The 17833-nt window shown below is 65.2% G+C and carries 14 protein-coding genes; 8 read left to right on the top strand and 6 right to left on the bottom strand.

Going from position 1 to position 17833, the window contains the following annotated elements; genetic code table 11:
* The first annotated feature begins 301 nt into the window (after nucleotides 1–301).
* The 5 genes from SRU_RS00450 to SRU_RS00430 all read left to right on the top strand — a co-directional run bounded on the left by SRU_RS00450 (nucleotide 302) and on the right by SRU_RS00430 (nucleotide 8181).
* Nucleotides 302–3064: a bifunctional transaldolase/phosoglucose isomerase gene (locus SRU_RS00450; RefSeq protein WP_011402866.1), complete on the top strand. Its 2763-nt coding sequence runs from the start codon at nucleotides 302–304 to the stop codon at nucleotides 3062–3064.
* Nucleotides 3065–3213: 149 nt separating this feature from the next.
* Nucleotides 3214–4125: a phosphogluconate dehydrogenase (NAD(+)-dependent, decarboxylating) gene (gene gnd, locus SRU_RS00445; protein WP_011402865.1), complete on the top strand. Its 912-nt coding sequence runs from the start codon at nucleotides 3214–3216 to the stop codon at nucleotides 4123–4125.
* Between the two features lie 75 nt (nucleotides 4126–4200).
* Nucleotides 4201–5715, top strand: a complete 1515-nt coding sequence (zwf, locus tag SRU_RS00440) for a glucose-6-phosphate dehydrogenase (RefSeq protein ID WP_011402864.1) — start codon at nucleotides 4201–4203, stop codon at nucleotides 5713–5715.
* 50 nt (nucleotides 5716–5765) lie between these two features.
* Nucleotides 5766–7199, top strand: coding sequence for a mercuric reductase (locus SRU_RS00435; RefSeq protein WP_011402863.1), 1434 nt, complete (start codon nucleotides 5766–5768; stop codon nucleotides 7197–7199).
* 37 nt (nucleotides 7200–7236) lie between these two features.
* Nucleotides 7237–8181, top strand: coding sequence for a hypothetical protein (locus tag SRU_RS00430; RefSeq protein WP_112902701.1), 945 nt, complete (start codon nucleotides 7237–7239; stop codon nucleotides 8179–8181).
* Between the two features lie 9 nt (nucleotides 8182–8190).
* Here the strand turns inward: SRU_RS00430 and SRU_RS00425 are convergent, their stop codons facing one another.
* Nucleotides 8191–10221: a hybrid sensor histidine kinase/response regulator transcription factor gene (locus SRU_RS00425; RefSeq protein WP_237701800.1), complete on the bottom strand. Its 2031-nt coding sequence runs from the start codon at nucleotides 10219–10221 to the stop codon at nucleotides 8191–8193.
* A gap of 544 nt (nucleotides 10222–10765) precedes the next feature.
* Here SRU_RS00425 and glgP point away from each other — a divergent pair.
* Nucleotides 10766–12811 carry an alpha-glucan family phosphorylase gene (gene glgP / locus SRU_RS00420; RefSeq protein WP_237701799.1) on the top strand — a complete coding sequence of 682 codons (2046 nt, stop codon included), beginning with the start codon at nucleotides 10766–10768 and terminating at the stop codon, nucleotides 12809–12811.
* 504 nt (nucleotides 12812–13315) lie between these two features.
* On the opposite strand, the gene SRU_RS00415 is transcribed toward glgP, so the two are convergent.
* The 5 genes from SRU_RS00415 to SRU_RS00395 form a co-directional block, all read right to left on the bottom strand.
* Nucleotides 13316–13561, bottom strand: a complete 246-nt coding sequence (locus tag SRU_RS00415; RefSeq protein WP_011402859.1) for a hypothetical protein — start codon at nucleotides 13559–13561, stop codon at nucleotides 13316–13318.
* Nucleotides 13562–13750: 189 nt separating this feature from the next.
* Nucleotides 13751–14497, bottom strand: coding sequence for an abortive infection family protein (locus SRU_RS00410; protein WP_013060574.1), 747 nt, complete (start codon nucleotides 14495–14497; stop codon nucleotides 13751–13753).
* A 247-nt stretch (nucleotides 14498–14744) separates the two neighbouring features.
* Nucleotides 14745–14972, bottom strand: a complete 228-nt coding sequence (locus tag SRU_RS15870; protein WP_081580625.1) for a type II toxin-antitoxin system Phd/YefM family antitoxin — start codon at nucleotides 14970–14972, stop codon at nucleotides 14745–14747.
* Nucleotides 14973–14974: 2 nt separating this feature from the next.
* On the bottom strand, nucleotides 14975–15367 hold the full coding sequence (locus SRU_RS00400) for a type II toxin-antitoxin system VapC family toxin (RefSeq protein WP_011402858.1): 393 nt from the start codon (nucleotides 15365–15367) through the stop codon (nucleotides 14975–14977).
* 265 nt (nucleotides 15368–15632) lie between these two features.
* The gene (locus SRU_RS00395) at nucleotides 15633–16559 is read right to left on the bottom strand and encodes a hypothetical protein (RefSeq protein ID WP_164923423.1); all 927 of its coding nucleotides are present in this window, start codon (nucleotides 16557–16559) and stop codon (nucleotides 15633–15635) included.
* A gap of 230 nt (nucleotides 16560–16789) precedes the next feature.
* Between SRU_RS00395 and SRU_RS15725 the strand changes: the two genes are divergently transcribed.
* Nucleotides 16790–17047, top strand: a complete 258-nt coding sequence (locus SRU_RS15725) for a site-specific integrase (RefSeq protein WP_164923422.1) — start codon at nucleotides 16790–16792, stop codon at nucleotides 17045–17047.
* 8 nt (nucleotides 17048–17055) lie between these two features.
* On the top strand, nucleotides 17056–17829 hold the full coding sequence (locus SRU_RS00385; RefSeq protein WP_237701798.1) for an integron integrase: 774 nt from the start codon (nucleotides 17056–17058) through the stop codon (nucleotides 17827–17829).
* Nucleotides 17830–17833 lie beyond the last annotated feature (4 nt).

Raw genomic sequence — 17833 nt, 5'->3', positions numbered from 1 at the left:
AAACGCGGGTTCCGACTGGACCGTCATGGCGGCTGAGACGGCCCTCCGGGATCAGGAACGCGGCGTAACGCTGCTCCTCGGTCCGGGACGAAAGGGCCGTTCCTGGGACGATGTCAGACAAAACGGTCATCGGCCGGGCATTGACACGAGGATATGGGGAAGGACCCCACCCGCCCCTCGGACGTAATGCGTTTTGGGCGTCGATTGAAGAAATTTTTGCCCCGACACGGGGGCGCATGCCCCCCGGCACGTCCACACAGTTCGCCCTGTCGTTTCCGCACGAACAAGCCGACCCCGTCCCATGCCGACCGCCCAAACTGCCGACACCCCGACCCGCGCCGTCCGCGCCGAGGGCCAGTCCCTCTGGCTCGACTACATCCGCCGCAGCCTCATGGAGAGCGGCCAGCTTGAGCGGCTCGTGGAGGAGGACGCCCTCCGCGGCCTCACCTCCAACCCCGCCATCTTCGAGAAGGCCATCGGCGGGAGCAGCGAGTACGACGACGCCATCACCGCGTTCTTGACGGAAGATCCCTCAATGGACGCGGCCACCATCTACGAGCGGCTGGCGGTGGAGGACATCCGCCGCGCCGCCGATACACTGCGCCCGGTCTACGAGGAGACCGGCGTCGACGGCGTCGTGAGCCTGGAGGTCTCGCCCCACCTCGCCCACGACACCGAGGGCACGATCGAGGAGGCGCGCCGCCTCTGGGACGCCGTGGGGCGGCCCAACCTCATGATTAAGGTGCCCGCCACGGAGGAAGGCATCCCGGCCATCGAGCAGCTGTTGAGTGAGGGGATCAATGTCAACGTCACCCTCATGTTCTCGCTGGGTCACTACGAGAAGGTCGCCCAGGCCTACCTGCGCGGGCTCCGCCGGGCCGACGACCCGAGCGGCATCGTCTCGGTGGCGTCCTTCTTCGTGAGCCGCGTGGCCCGGGAGGTCGACACCCGGCTCGACGAGCGCGGCCTGACCGACGCGGTCGACTTCGACGGCAGCGACGTGGCCATCGCCAACGCCAGGATGGCCTACCGCCGCTTCGAAGAAATCTTCCACGGCGACGACTTTGCGGACCTGCGCGAGCAGGGCGCCTTCGTGCAGCGGCCGCTCTGGGCGTCGACCAGCACCAAGGACCCGACGCGCTCGGACGTGCTCTACGTCGAGTCGCTCATCGGGGAGCAGACGGTCAACACGATTCCCCCCGACACGCTCGATGCCTTCCGCGACCACGGCACCGTGGCCGGCCAGACGGTGACCGACGACCTCGACCGGGCCGAGGCGGTGCTGCGGCGGCTCGACGAGGTGGGCATCGACCTCGACGACGTCACCGAGACGCTCCAGGCCCGCGGCGTGGAGAAGTTCGCCACCCCGTTCGACGACCTGATGGATGTCCTCGAGGAGAAGCGCGAGGAGATTACCGCCCATCTGCCCGACCCGATCTCCCTGCACCTGCACGAGCACGAGACGGCCGTGGCGGAGCGCCTGGACGCCTGGCGTGAGGACGACTTTGCGTGCCGGATGTGGCGCCGCGACCCGACGCTCTGGGCCGACGAGGACACGCCCGAGCTGACCAACCGCCTCGGCTGGCTTGACCTGCCGGAGTCGATGCAGGAGCAGGCCGCGGAGATCACGGCCTTCGCGGACTCGGTGACGGGCGACTTTGACGACGTCGTGGTGCTCGGGATGGGCGGCTCCAGCCTCGCGCCGGACGTCTTCGGCAGGGTGTTCGACCCGGCGGACGGCTATCCGGACGTGACCGTGCTCGACAGCACGCACCCCGACGCCGTGACGGCCCTCGCCGACGACCTGGCCCTGGAGCGCACCCTCTTCGTCGTCGCCAGCAAGTCGGGCACCACCACCGAAACGCTTTCCTTCTTCCGCTACTTCTGGGACCGGGTGTCGGGCCTCACCGACACGCCCGGGGATCACTTCGTGGCGAACACGGATCCGGGCTCGAACCTGGAGGAGATCGCCGAGGACCGCGACTTTCGCGCCGTCTTCCGCGCCCCCACCGACGTCGGCGGCCGCTACTCGGCCCTCACCCCCTTCGGCCTCGTGCCGGCGGCCCTGATGGGCGTCGACATTGAGCAGCTGCTGGATCGGGCCTGGGCCGCGGAGGCCGGCTCGGACTTCTGCGTGGCGGCGCCCAACAACTCGGGCCTGGAGCTCGGCGCCGCCCTCGGCGAGCTGGCCACGGCCGGCCGCGACAAGGTCACGTTCGTCACCTCGCCGACGCTCGAGGCGTTCCCCGCGTGGCAGGAGCAGCTCATCGCCGAGAGCACCGGCAAGGACGACACCGGCATCGTCCCCGTCGCCGACGAGCCGCTGGCCGGCCCGGGCGCCTACGGCGAGGACCGCGTCTTCGTCTACTTCTACCTCCACGGGGAGCAGGACCGGGACACGATCGAGACCCTCAGCGCGCTCGACGAGGCCGGCCATCCCGTCATCAGCGTCCGGCTTGACGACCGGTACGACCTGGCCCGCGAGATGTACCGCTGGGAGATGGGCGTCGCCGCGGCCGGGGCGGTGCTCGGCATCCACCCCTTCAACCAGCCGAACGTGGAGGCCGCCAAGCGCCTCGCCCGCGAGGCCATGCAGGCCGAGAACGGCACCGGCAGCGACACACACACCGTCGCGGCCGACGATCACGACGTCCTGGAGCAGGAGCTGGCCGACTGGCTCGGCACGGCCGACGAGACGGGCTACCTCGGCGTACAGGCCTACCTCCCCCCGTCCGACGAGACGACCGCGGCGCTCACCGACCTCGTCACGGCCCTGCGCGACACGACCGGCTGTGCCACCACGCTCGGCTACGGCCCGCGCTTCCTCCACTCCACCGGCCAGCTGCACAAGGGCGGCCCGCCGAACGGGCTCTTCCTGCAGCTCGTGGACACGCCGGACGCGACGGGTCCGGTGCCCGAGACCGACTACACCTTCGAGGAGCTCATCGCGGCCCAGGCCACGGGCGACCACCAGGCCCTCCGGGAGGCGGACCGGACCGTGCTCCGGGTGCGGGTGGACGACGACTCCCTCGGCGATCTCGCTGAGGCGATCCGGGCGCGGTAGGCGTCTCTCTTGAGCGTATTGCGCAGTGCGCAACAGGGCGCGGTACGCTCCGAGATACGACGAGATACGAAATGCGCAATACGTTTCCCGCTCAACGGGCGCGGCGCTCGAACCTCACTCGATCTCCCAAACGACCCTCCCCTCCCCCCATGCAACTCGGAATGATCGGACTCGGCAAGATGGGCGCGAACATGGGCCGGCGCCTGATGCGCGACGGCCACGAGGTCGTCGGCTTCGACCTCGACGAGAGCGCCGTGCAGGCCCTTGAGGACGACGGCGCGACGGGGGCCCCCGCCCTTGAGGCCCTCGTCGACGAGCTTGAGCCCCCACGCGTCTGCTGGATGATGGTGCCGGCGGGCGACGCCGTGGACGCCACCCTGGGCGACCTGCTGCCCCACCTCGACGAGGGCGACATCGTCGTGGACGGCGGCAACTCGAACTACAAGGACACGCTCCGCCGCGCCGGGCGCGCGGAGGAGCATGGCCTTCACTACGTCGACGTGGGCACCTCCGGCGGCGTGTGGGGCCTAGAGGAGGGCTACAGCATGATGGTGGGCGGTCCGGACGCGGCCGTCGACCAGCTGCGGCCCGCCCTCACCACCCTCGCGCCCGGCCCCGACAAGGGCTGGGGCCACATGGGCGACGTCGGCTCGGGCCACTTCGTCAAGATGGTGCACAACGGCATCGAGTACGGCGTGATGCAGGCCTACGCCGAGGGCTTCGACATCATGAAGTCGAAGGAGAAATTCGACCTCGACCTCCAGAAGGTGGCCGAGACGTGGCGGTTCGGGAGCGTGGTGCGCTCCTGGCTGCTCGACCTCACGGCCCGCGCGCTGGAGGAGGGCCAGGACCTGTCGGGCATCGAACCCTGGGTCGACGACAGCGGGGAGGGCCGCTGGACGGTGAAGGAGGCGATCGACCTCGACGTGCCGGCGCCCGTCATCACCGACGCCCTCATCTCGCGCCTCGACTCGCGGGTGGAGGACTCCTACACCCACAAGCTCCTGGCCGCTATGCGCAACCAGTTTGGCGGGCACGACGTCAAATCCAGCGACGAGTGATGTCGTCCAGACGCCGAATGGGGACGGCTCTCGTTCCCGCGATCCCGTTCGTACCTCGACACGCGCACTCCGGATATGTCTCAGATTGACCCCCACCTCTTCGTCATCTTCGGGGCCACCGGCGACCTCACGAAGCGGAAGCTGATCCCGGCCCTCTACCACTTGATGCAGGACGAGGACGTGGCCCGGCGGTGCGTCGTGCTGGGCGCGGCCCGGTCGGACTGGACCGACGAGCGGTTTCGGGAGGCCGCCCGGACGGCCCTCCGCGAGCAGGGCTACGCGGAGGAGACGGTGGACGCCTGGTGCACCCGAAACTTGCACTACCAGTGCCTCGGGCCCGAGGGAAACGACTACGAGGGGCTGCGTGAGCGTGTAGAACAGCTGGAGCGGCACCGCAACCTGACCGGCAACCGGGTCTTCTACTTCTCCCTCCCGCCCAGCATCTACACCCAGGCCATTGAGGGGCTCGGGGCGGTCGGCCTGAACACGAGTTCGGGCTGGAGCCGCGTCGTCGTGGAGAAGCCGTTCGGCCACGACCTCGACTCGGCACAGCGCCTCAACGAGCGGGTCCACCAGCACTTCGACGAGGACCAGGTGTACCGCATCGACCACTACCTGGGCAAGGAGACCGTCCAGAACCTCATGGCCTTCCGGTTCGGGAATGCCCTCTTCGAGTCGATGTGGAACCGGGAGCACATCGATCGGGTGGAGATCACGGTCGCCGAGCCGCTCGGGGTGGGCGGGCGGGCCGGCTACTACGACCAGTCCGGCCACGTGCGCGATATGGTCCAGAACCACCTCACCCAGCTCCTGTCGTTGGTGGCGATGGAGCCGCCCGCCAGCATGGACGCCGACGCCATCCGCGACGAGAAGGTGAAGGTTCTGAATGCGGTGCAGCAGCCCGACCCCAGGGCCGACGTTGCCCTCGGGCAGTACCGGGCGGGCACGATGGGGGGCGAGCCGGTGCCCGGCTACCGGGACGAGCCGGACGTGCCAGCGGATTCTGACACCGAGACGTTCGCCGCGATGCGCCTGAATGTGGCCAACTGGCGGTGGCAGGGCGTGCCCTTTTTCCTGCGGACGGGCAAGCGGCTGCCCCGCAAGCTCACCCAGATCGCCGTGCGCTTCCAAAGCGCGCCGGTGTCGCTCTTCCAGGCGGACGGGGGGCCGTGTGTGCCACGGGACGCCGACTGTGAAGCCGCCCCGAACGAGCTGCTGATCACGCTGCAGCCGGACGAGGGGTTCGACCTGCGCTTCGAGGTGAAGGCCCCCGGCAACAGCGACGACGGCTCGATGCCCCTGGAGACGCAGCAGCTCAGCTTTTCCTACCAGGACGCGTTCGGTCCCGTCCCCGACGCTTACGAGACGCTCCTGCGCGACATCATCGTTGGGGACCCCACGCTCTTCGTCCGGGCCGACGAGGTGGAGGCCTCGTGGCAACTCTATACGCCCCTCCTGGAGACGGACCTCCCGGTGCATTCCTACGAGGCGGGCACGTGGGGCCCCGACGCGGTAGACCGCCTCCTCCCCACCTGGACCTCGACCGGCCGCACCCGATCTCATCGGGCCGAGGCGACCTCCTCCTCGTAGCCCGCGCCCGGCTGCTCCTCGCTTCCCTCAGCCCTCGACCGCTTCCCAAAATGACAGATCCAGTCTCCTACGACCTCATCGTCATCGGCGCCGGTCAGGGCGGCGGGCCCCTCGCCGGCGCCGTCGCCGAAGCCGGCCACGACGTCGCCCTCCTCGAACGGAGGCACGTGGGGGGCACGTGTGTCAACCGGGGCTGCACGCCCACCAAGACCATGATCGCCAGCGCCCGCGTGGCCCACCTCGCCCGCCGCGCCGGGGACTACGGCGTGGAGACCGGCGACGTGAGTGTCGACCTGGAGACGGTCCGCCAGCGCAAGCGCGACATCGTCGGCATGTTTCGGTCGGGAAGCCGAAGCAGCATCGAAGAAAAAGACACCCTGGACCTCATTGAGGGCGACGGCCGGTTCGTCGATCCGAACACCGTGGAGGTTACGCTCAACGGCGACGCCAATGACGGCGGGCCCCGCGCCCTCACGGCGGACCGCATTGTGATCAACACCGGCACCCGTCCCGCCATTCCGCCCATCGACGGGCTCGATGCGGTAGACTTCCTGACCTCGACCTCCATCATGGAGCTGGGCGCGGTGCCGGGCCACCTGCTCATCCTCGGCGGCGGGTACATCGGGCTCGAGTTCGGGCAGATGTTCCGGCGGTTCGGGGCGGAGGTGACGATTATCGATCGGGGCGAGCACGTCCTCGGCCGTGAGGACGCCGACGTGGCCGGGGCGCTTGAAGATATTCTGCGGGAGGACGGGATCCGTCTCCTCAACGAGACGAGCATGACGGCCGTCGAGGAGGCGGGCGGCACGATCACGGCGCACCTGGAGGGGGACGACGCCCCGGCCCGCATCACGGGCGATGAGCTCCTGGTGGCCGCGGGCCGGCGCCCGAACACCGACGCGCTGAACCCAGGCGCGGCGGGCGTGGCGACCACCGAGCAGGGCTATGTGCAGGTTGACGCCCGGCTCGCCACCACCGCCGACGGCATCTACGCAATCGGGGACGTGACCGGCGGCCCCGCCTTCACGCACGTCTCCTACGACGACTACCGCGTGCTCCAGGACCACTGGCTCCACGGTGGGGACCGCACCACCGAGGACCGCCTCATCGCTTACACCCTCTTCACCGACCCACAGCTCGGCCGCGTGGGCCTCACCGAAGAGCAGGCACGCAGCCGGGGCCTCGACGTGACGGTGGCGCAGATGCCGATGACCCGCGTGGCCCGCGCCCTGGAGGTCGACGAGACGCGCGGCCTCATGAAGGCGGTCATCGACTCGACGACAAACCGGCTCCTCGGCGCCGCCGTTCTTGGCATTGAGGGCGGAGAGGTGATGTCGGTCCTGCAGACGGCGATGATGGGGGACCTGCCGGTCGGCCGCCTCCGGGCTGCCCCCTTCGCCCACCCCACGCTGGCCGAATCGCTCAACAACCTCTTTGCGGGCCTCGACCTCGGCCCCGCCGCGGAGCGGCGGGCAGACGGGTGACCCATCTCTCTTCTTCTCTCGTCCTCCTGGTACCCTCATGCCACTTCGTCCCCTTCCCCTCGCCCCGCCCCACCGCCTCGTCATGGGGGGCGTGCTCCTGCTCGCCGTCGCGCTCGGAATGACGGGCTGCGGCGCCGGAGACTCGTCGTCGTCCCCGGCGGCAAACGTCGTGCCCGAGGACGAGGTGGAGCGGCGGGTTGCGGACGCCCGGAACCGGCTTTCCCAGAACGAGGGCGGGCAGCGCCTCCTCCGGGCCATCGAGGCCCACGGCGGGCTCCCGGCGTGGCACCGGGCCCCGACCAGCTCCTACACCTGGACCTACGCCAACAAAGGGGCCGACCTCCGCTTCAAATCCTTTCTCGTCGTCGACAACCGCACGCGCCGCGCCTACCACGACCTCTTGGCGGTGGGGGCGTACGACGACGCCCGGCCGGTGGACGCCCGCTTTGCGTGGACCGGGGAGCGGGCGTGGATCGCGCCGGCCTCCCTCAAGCGCCCCAACCCCCGCTTCTGGGCACTGACCGGCTTCTACTTCCAGCAGATCCCGTTCGTCCTGGCCGACCCCGGCGCCCGGTACGAGGCCCTCCCGGACGACTCGATCGACGGCACGCCCCACGACATGGTGCGGGTCACGTTTGGAAAGAACGTGGGCGACTCGCCCGACGATACGTACGTCCTCTACCTCGACAAGGAGACCGGACGGGTCGACGCCATCCGGTACACGGTAAGCTACGGGCGCGAGGTGGGGGCCGACGCGGACCTCCCCCAGACGTTTTTCGACTATCAGGACTACGTGACCGTCGACGGCCTGACGGTGCCCACTCGGTTCGAGGGCTACGCGTACGACGAGGACGACGGGCCCGGCGATACGCTCCGCAATGAGGCCGTCGCCGACAGCATTTCGTACCGCCGCTCGTTCGACGCGACAAAGCTGGAGCCGCCGGAAAACGCGCGGGTTGTATCGCTTCCGGGCGAGACGTAAGGAGCGACGCTACGCGGCCGCGCCCTCGCCCCGGTACTGCGACGGCGGCACGCCGAACGCCTCCCGGAACGAGCGGGAGAAGTAGGACTGGCTGTTGAAGCCGACCGCGTAGGCCACCTCTCCGATCGTCACGTCCGCCCGCTCCTGGAGCAGCCGCGCCCCCGCCTCCAGCCGACGATGGCGAATGAGCTGCACCGGCGTGCGGTCGTACATCGCCTTCATCCGACGCCGCAGTTGGGAGGCGCTCAGGGCCGTCGCCGTCGCCAGCTCCGACACGCCGAAGTCCGGATCGGTGAGGCGCTCCGCGATTGCCTCCTCGATTCGATCGCGCAACGGCGCCGCCTCGGCGGTCGGGGGAAGTGCCTCCTTCGCCTTTTCGGCCCCGTTGCCCGCCTCGTCTGAGGAATGCCGGGACTCCCCTCCCGCCGTCCCCGCGTCCTGGAACGACTCCCGCAGCGTCCGTCGCGTGGCGATCAGGTTCTCGATGCGTGCAATCAGCGCCTCCGGCTCGAAGGGCTTGGTGAGATACGCATCGGCGCCCACGTCCAGGCCCTCCACCTTGTCCTCGAGGTCGGCCCGCGCGGTGAGAAACACCACCGGTACGTGGTCGATGTCCGGGTCCTGCTTGATCTTCCGGCACAGCTCGAACCCGTCTACCTCCGGCATCATCACGTCGCTGATCACCAGGTCCGGCAGCAGCGTCCGGGCCAGGGTGTAGCCCTCCGCCCCGTCGTGGGCCTCCTCCACCCGGTACTCCGGCTCCAGGTGGGTCCGCACGAGGGTACAGACCACCGAGTTGTCGTCGATGACCAGCACGGTCGTCCGGTCCTCGTCCGGCGACGCGGCGGGCGCCTCCGGGGCCGGAGCGGAGGCGTCTGCCCGGCCGGCCAGGGCCTCGCGGGAGAGCGCCAGGGGATCTTGCCCGAGGTCGTCGTCCGGCGCCGCGATCCCTGTGTCGCTCGAGGATGCCCCCGCATTCGCGTCCGACGTGGGCCCCTCGCGGCCCGGGGGGCACCGGGGCAGCCGGACGGCGTACCGCACCGTGCCGTCGGCCGCCGGGTCGATCTGCAGGGCGCCCTCGTGCAGGGTCGCCAACTCGTCCACGAGGCGCAGCCCGAGCCGCGTGCTGATGCGGTCCGGCGCCCGGAAGGACGGCTCGTCGCGGGTCCCCCACAGATCGTCCTCCGCGGGCGGATGCCCCTGCGTCCCTGTATGCTCGACGACGAGTTCGAGGCCGTCCGTCTCGGGTTCGGCGGACGGCGGGGCGGCACACGGGCGGACGATCACCTGAATCGTCCCGTCCTCCCCTGCGGCCTGGAAGGCGCTGGAAAGCAGGTTCGCGAGCATCGTCTCCATCTTTGTCTCGTCAAACCGGGCGACGGGATCGTCGAGCGTCGACTCGAAGTGGAGGTGCACGTTGCGACGCTCGGCAAGGCCCTCGAAGGACCGAACGCCCTGGACCACGACCGACGGCAGGTGGCCGTCGGTGGGCGTGAGGGACATGCGGCCGGTCTCCAGTTCCGCCAGGTCCAGCAGCTGGTTCACGAGCCACAGGAGGCGCGTCCCGTTCCGCTCCGCGAGGCGGAGTTGCGTCCGCACCTCGTCGCCGAGGGCCCCGTGGCGGCCCTCCAGGAGGGTGTCGATGGGACCGAGGGTAAGGGTCAGCGGGCGCCGAAACGCGTGGCTGATCTCTTCGAGGAACTGGGACTTGGCCGTACGCATCTCTTCGAGCGTCTCGATCCGGTCGGTGGCCGTGTCAAGCGCCTCCCGAGCCGCGTCCCGGTCGTCACGCGCCGCGTCGATGCGGGCCGCCGCCCGTCGGCGCGCCCGGCGCAGGCGACGCCCGTGCAGGAGCACCATCGCCCCGATTCCGCCCCCGGCGAGCAGCACACCGCCCCACCCAACTGCGGCCGCCCCCACCAGGCGTCCGGCCACCAGCCCCCCGAGCCCGAAGAGAGCGGCGCCCACAGCCATCCCCCATGGGCCCGCCCACGCTCGAACGGCGGGGCCGTCGGAATCGGCCGGGGCGGAAGCAGTCATGACGGCAGTCGGGCTTGGGCGCGAGTAAGCGGTTCGCCGGCGCGCAGATGTGTGTCCGAGCGCCGGCAGATGGATGAAGCGGGACGATGGGTGCCAACATAGAGAAAAACGTGTGCCAATGCGCCCCCGTCTGAATCGGGCGGCGCCGTCAACGGCGGTTCTCTCCCACGCGTGCCCCCAGGCGTTCCGGCCGGGAACGGTATGCGGAGCCGAGGCTGTGTAGAAACGAAACTTTTTTCCTCCTTCATTTCCTCTTGCCCCAGCGTACGTCGTTTTCACCAGGGCCCCGCGGACACTTTCCCGTGTCTCCCGGTTCACAGCAATCGGGGCGCCCGTCCGGGCGACTGGCTTTTTGTGCCGAAGCCGCGCCCTCTGCATTGAAGCCGCTCCCTCTGCATTGGGGGGTCATTAGATTTTCACGCCAGGCACTTGGCAAATCCGTCCCGCACTGCGACCCTTATACATGGGGTGTCTTCGGGGCTCCCAGTGTATCCGCAACACGCCACGTCTGCTCATCGTCCTTCCTTCTATGTCTTTCGGCCACATGACGTCGCGCGACAAGCTCGAGTCCATCGCCACCAACCTCTGGTGGACCTGGACCCCCGACGCCCGTTCTCTCTTCCGACGCCTCAATCCTGAGGTATACCGGGCGTCGGACGACAACCCTCGGGCCGCCCTCGCGACGGCCAAGGACGAGGTGCTCAACGATTCGTCCTTCCAGGACGATGTCGACGCGGTCTACCAGCGCTACCGGGATTACATGGAGCGGACGCCGCAGGTGGAGGACGCCCCCGAGACGGCGTACTTCTGCATGGAGTACGGCCTCCACGAGAGCATGCCGCTCTACTCGGGCGGCCTCGGCGTGCTGGCCGGCGACCACTCGAAGGCCGCCTCCGATCTGGGCCTTCCCTTCACGGGCATCGGCCTCTTCCTGCGGGAGGGCTACTTCCGACAGTCGTTCGACGCCGACGGCTGGCAGGAGGCCACGTATCCGGTGCTCGACCCGGCCAAGCACCCCGTCTCGCTCGTTTCGGAGGGCGGCGGCGATCCGTTGACCGTCACGGTGCCCATCGGCACCCACGAGATTTCGGTGCGCGCCTGGAAGGTGGCGCTGGGGCACACCGACCTGTACCTGCTCGACACGGACTTCGACGCCAACCCGGACGAGTACCGGCCCCTCACGCGCCGGCTCTACCAGGGGGGCGACCACGAGCGCATCCGCCAGGAGATCGTCCTCGGCATCGGGGGGCTCCGGATGCTGCGGGCCCTGGACGTGACGCCCGACGTGTACCACGCCAACGAAGGCCACTGCGCGTTCCTCATGCTGGAGCTGCTGCGCGAGCGGCTGGCGGCGGGCGACGACGTGGCCGAGGCCGAGACGTGGGTGCGCGACCGAAGCGTCTTTACCACCCACACGCCGGTGATGGCCGGGCACGACCACTTCGACCCCGACCTCTTCTCGGAGGCCATGGCCGGATTCCGGGACGAAATTCATCTCAGCAACCACGACCTGCTCGGCTACGGCCGCGTCCACACGGACGACCACGAGGAGACCTTCACGATGACCGTTCTCGGCCTCAAGCTGTCCCGGGCGGCGAACGGGGTGTCGGAGCTGAACGGCCACGTGGCGCGCCAGCAGTGGGAGGACCTCTACCCGGATCGCGCCTTGGACGAGGTGCCCATCGACGCGATCACGAATGGCGTCCACCTCCCCACGTGGACGGCCGGGCCGGCCCGCGACTTCTTCGCCGACCACATCCACGTCGACCTCACGGAGGCGCAGGACCCGGACGACTGGGCCGCCCTCGCGGACCTGAGTGACGAGACGCTCTGGGACTTCCGGTGTTCGCTCCGCGAGCGCCTGCTCAACTACGTCGCGGAGAAGGTGCAGGCACAGAGCCTTCCGATGCACCTCGACCTCGACCCCGAGGCCCTCACCATTGGCTTCGCCCGCCGCTTCGCCACCTACAAGCGCGCCCCGCTCCTCTTTCGGGATCGGGAGCGCGCCCGGGCCCTCTTCTCCGACGCGGACCGCCCGCTGCAGATTCTCTACGCGGGCAAGGCCCACCCCGACGACGACGCCGGCAAGGAGTTCATTCGGCGCATCTACGCCCTCAGTCAGGAAGCAGGCTTTGAGGGAAAGGTCGTCTTCCTGGAGAACTACGACATGGAGATGGGCCGCATGCTCACGTCCGGCTGCGACGTGTGGCTCAACAACCCGCGCCGCCCGCTGGAGGCCTCCGGCACGAGCGGCCAGAAGGTGGCCGCGCACGGCGGGCTCAACCTGAGCGTGCTCGACGGCTGGTGGCCGGAGGGCTACAACGGCAACAACGGCTGGGCGATCGGGCCGGAACCGACCGGCGACTACGGCACGGCCGACCCCGAGGTGCAGGACGAGCAGGACGCCGCCTCGCTTTATCGGCAGCTCGAAGAGGGCGTCCTTCCCACCTTCTACACCCGCAACGACGACGGCCTGCCCACCGACTGGATCGACATGATGCGCGAGGCGATGACGGGCGTCCCGGCCCCCTTCAGCGCCAAGCGGATGGTGCTCGACTACGTGGAGGAGATGTACCGGCACGACGGGTGAGACGGGGACCAGTCTCGACCGGCCTCGCTCGATGGCGGCAAAAGCCTTCCGTCAGCTCTAGCCCAGGGTTATAGAGCAGCCTGAGGCGTCCCTCTGCTACGGAAGATTCTCCAGGTCGTCGAGGTCTTTGTGTCGGCCGCTTGCCCGCTTGTTCTGCTTCAACTTCTCAAGCCCGATGAAGTGGATTGGCGTTCCGTCTCCCGGAGCGGAGCAACCGAACGACCTGTTGGACGATTTTCTGTTCTCGGTTCCTCCGTGAGCGCTCCCGCCTCTCCCTCAAACAGCTGAAGATTGGCCGTGACGAGCTTCCGGGAACGAGCGTAGCTTACTCGTTTCGAGCTCCCTTCTTCGAACTCCTTATCCGTGAGCCCAACAGCATTCGGATCCGCGTACGGATTGCTCATCACCTGACAAAGCACGAAGTCGTCCCGACTAATTTCCGCCAGCACGACCGCTGGACGTAGCTTCGACTCCGACAAATCCGAAACGGGAATAGAACCAGGACTACTGATCCGGCTGAAGGTGCTTCCATGCCTCATCCTCCTCTTCACGAGTCCAATCTTCAGCGAGGGCCTTCTCACCTAGCAGCGCGGGCTCTCCCACGCTGGAGTCAGACTTGAGATCTTGGTTCGCTTCGTCGGTCTCCTCAAGGATCGTTACGAGCACCCGCTGGTCTCTCTTCAGAGAAATCGAATCCGGGAGCTGGATGGATCCATCTTCGCCGACGATAGCCTCAACAGTTTTCGGCATGGTTCTGAGCTAGTAGGGCATGAGCGACGCATCCCCTATTATGGGGGAGGAAGATCACCGTTCGGCTATGCATAGCGGATGAGATTAGCTCACGAAAAGTCGCGGTACATCACCTGATTCGAGCACAGGAATCATCCCTCTAATCAATGAGGCAAAACAGCCCGAGCTTTTTGTCAGCTACATCGATGGTTATGCCGACTCAGACGCATTTTCCCAAGTCCGCACTAAAAACATCGCCATGGAGCCAGCGAGATTAACAGCTAGCTCAGCGTGTCGGGAAGCTGGTTTGTAAGAAGCTTTTCCATCTCCGTGAGCATCGCTATGAGCATTTCGGATAGCACCAAGTGTACCAACCACTGATTGACAGTTGCCGAGAATTTTTCTGAACAGCTCTTCGGAATATTGCCCAGGAGCTAAATTCAATTCGTCTGCGGTCTGATGGTATAGTTTCGGCAGATCTGCTTTGTCGTCATAATCGATCTCCATCTCGTCAAGGATGGTTTTGCACACCGATTCGAGAAGCGTGCGAGCAGCAGTTACAGCTCCTTCAGGATCTTTCTCTTTCCGCTCCAGAGCTTTGTGCCAGATACGATCTACATGTCCTGCATCAAGTGATGCGAGAGCCTCAGTTATAGGATCATCAGCCGGGCTTTCCAGTCCACCCTCAAGCTTGTTTAGGACGGGAGCAAATTCCGACCAGATAAATCGTCTTCTCCCCTCATAATTTCCCGATTCCGATTTGATAAAACTCCAGAATTGCCTCAGTGAGCGACAGTTCTGAATGAACTCGGGAAGCTCATCCTTCACTTTTGGATTCGAAAGAAGATCTCGTCTTAGACGCTTATACTCCTTCCCTTCTACGTCTCCCCCCGTGGAGTAATCAATCAGTAGTTTCTGAAACGCCTCTACTTCTTCCAAAAGCTCTTCATCTTTCATTCCACAATGTGTAGGTTTCTAAGACCTCGGGATAACGCCATAGCTCAGCTACAAGTGGCAGGAAACTGTCCGGAAGAACCTCTCCCGCTCCAGACGACCTCGCCGGTCGCAGTTCCTACGCACCCGTCTCGCCCCTCCGGGTCTGCGAAGCCGATCCCGATTGGCCGAGTCCGCCCGAAAACAGCTCGCGCCCCTTGTCAGCTGTCGCAACCGGGTTATGGCGCACAATGCACCGACCGGGCTGAACCTACTGGGGGGTTCGCTCGCGTCCCTCCCGAACGGCGGCCACGATTTCCTCAGTACTGACCTCAGTATTCACAGGCGGGACATCAAGGGGCGATCCGTCACGCCGGCGTGGCCGAATGACATACTCACTCCCATCGCGCCTGCGAATCCGCACCTCTCCCTCATCTCCGGCTTGGTCCAGCAGATCAGCAAGATTTTGACGAGCCTCCGAATACGTGTATACTCTCATATCTACACCTCCAAAAGATCGATGTCGGATTCGCGAGCTGCCTCCTTCAGCCCTTCATCCAGCGTCAAGAGCGGCGCCTGATGGCGCCTCGCGGCGACGAGCATGTAGGCGTCATATGCATAGAGATCGTGCCGATCGGAAACACGAAGGGCATCGTCCAACGCCACCTCCACCCACTGGATCGGAATCTCGTCGTATCGCCGGAGGGCCTCTACGGCCGCATCCAGACCGAGACGATCCCGCGTAAACATCGCCGAGAAAGCATTTCCCACCTCCCAATGAAGCGTCTCCGGCGCAATCAGGTCGGCTCCCTCCGTCTGTCGGATGATCCGGTCCCGGTGCTCTTCACCCAACACAACGGCGATGAGGGCGGAAGTATCGATGACAACTTTCATGATTCGGCGTACTGATCGTACAATTGCACAACCAGTGTAGATCCATCGCTTCTAAATACCAATCCTTCCGCGCCATAACGTGGACGCTCACCTGAGCCGGGTGGGGAAAAGGTTTGGATCGACTCACAACGTCTGAACTAATGCGTTCGATCACATTTCCACCCGCTCGCATCATCACTTTCGCTCGACAAAAGCAACCTGCACTACCGACAGCGCACGGAAACGGCAGCAGCCCGGGTTCAGGTGTAACAATTGTTATAAGGCTCTAAAATATATCCTCGATGAAATCCATTCTCTTGTCAAGACGCCCGTACTCAAGTGGGTGTGACGTATAGACTCCATGAAGCCAATTATATCCCATAATTGAAGCCACATAAACCTCATGCACAAAGTTTAGGCAAGAGGTAATTTTGCGAAGGCTCTTGTGTATACCCATAGCATCAATATCATCGCTATGAAATGTGTCTATTTCGTCGTAGTTTGGCTTTATCCTCTTCCTGTATATTAGATCTATTAATGATGTTGGCCCTACGCTACTTGAAACATCTTTTCTCTCCTCTTCTGACAGCCTCTCTTTCTTATTTCCACTTTTCGTAGTAAAATTTCTCTTTTCTCTCATTTCGTCGAGAAAGTATTTTCTAGTTGCTCGCAAGAAGCTGCAGATCATTGATTCCACAGACTCTTCATCGTCTATATCTAAAGATATGCTCGATCCTTTACCATAGTCTTTTATGTTTTCAAAAACTATACTATACCTTTCGCCTTTTGCCAGAAAAGATATCAAGTCAGGATACTTACCTTGCTCGGCAAATTTGGCAAACTCTTTTCTTACCGAAGCGTGGGTTTCGTGTGGTGCCCCCTTTGCCTTGAGGTAGGCCTGCAGACAAGCATAGATGGAATAGTACGCCTGAGGGAATACCCAGTGAACTGCCTGGAGAAGTGCATCTCCATCCAGATTCTCCTTATTCACCTTTATCATTTTTTCGGTACTCCAACCATTTACCATCCATTTTCTCACCTCTTGCTTATGACTACTCCTCTTGCTTCTGAGTCTATTTAGATGACTGAGATTTTTCAGCTCATCCAATAATGACTTCTGATCCAGTTTGACACGCAGTGCAAGAAACTGGCGGTTTGTGGTCAGAGCAGCAAAATCCGGTTCCTCAAGTGACGAGGCTTTCAGATCGATCATTGGGAGAAGAAGCTTATGGACGAGCCTTATAGCCTGTAATTATATCAGAGCACTCAACATATCCACGCACTCGTTTCGTAACCCCGTGGACCCAACGCAGTTGGGCGAACAGGACTGTTCATATGTCAAGCAGGTTCGATTGACGGAATATCGCCTACCGCTTGGCATACTCGATATTGGCAATCTTATTTTCAAGCCATACGTCGTGTCGGAGCCAACTGCCGGTCGCCATGCCCGATGCCCCAGACCAGTCGCCCAAACTCCTCGATCAGGTGCGGCAGACCTGCCGGCGCCGCCAGTACGGCTACCACACGGAAAAAGCGTACGTCCGCTGGGCCGAACGCTTCGCCTGCTTCCACGACACCACCCATCCCCGCCACCTCAACGAGGACGACATTCGCGCCTTCTTAGGTCACCTCGCGTCGGAGCGCAACGTGGCCGCCTCCACGCAGAACCAGGCCCTCAACGCCCTGACCGAACGAACGTGAGGGCGGAAGTGGTTTTAGACCGCGCCCTGATCTTCCTCTACGAACAGGTGCTTGAAATTGAGCTGGACGACATTGGACCGCTCGACCGCGCCGACCGCCCCAAACGCCTCCCCACGGTGCTCTCGCGCGAGGAGGTGCGGCAGCTCTTCGCGGCCCTCTCTCCCGGCCCGAATCGCCTGACCGCGCATCTTCTCTACGGAAGCGGCCTCCGGCTGTCCGAAGCCCTCCGTCTTCGGGTCAAAGAACTCGACGTTGGAACCAGCCGCCTCCACGTCTGGGACGGAAAGGGCGGCACGGACCGGACGACGGTGCTGCCCGAGCGCCTCCACGGCCCGCTCCGGCGCCACCTGAAAACAGTGAAGGCCCAGCACGAGGCGGACTGTGCCGACGGCGTAGGCGGCGTCTATCTGCCGGATGCCATTGCAGAGAAGTATCCGACTGCAAAAACCGAGTGGCGCTGGCAGTACGTGTTTCCCTCCACGACCCTCTCGGAGGACCCGCGCAGTGGGGCCGTCCGCCGCCACCACCGCTCCGACTCGGCCGTGCAGCGGGCCGTCAAGAAGGCCGCCGACGCGACCGACATCGAGAAGCGGGCCACCTGCCATACCCTTCGTCACTCGTTCGCCACGCACCGGCTGCAGGACGGCACCGACGTGCGCACCATCCAGAAGCTGCTCGCGCACGAGCAGCTGCGCACCACCATGCAGTACGTCCACGTCCTGGAGCAGAGCGACGACGGCGTCACCAGCCCCCTCGACACGTTGCCCGAAGACCCGACGTAGCTCC

The sequence above is a fragment of the Salinibacter ruber DSM 13855 genome (assembly GCF_000013045.1).
GTDB lineage: Bacteria > Bacteroidota > Rhodothermia > Rhodothermales > Salinibacteraceae > Salinibacter > Salinibacter ruber.
Note: the sequence above shows the minus strand (reverse complement) of the source record. Positions and strands in the feature narration are given on the sequence as shown.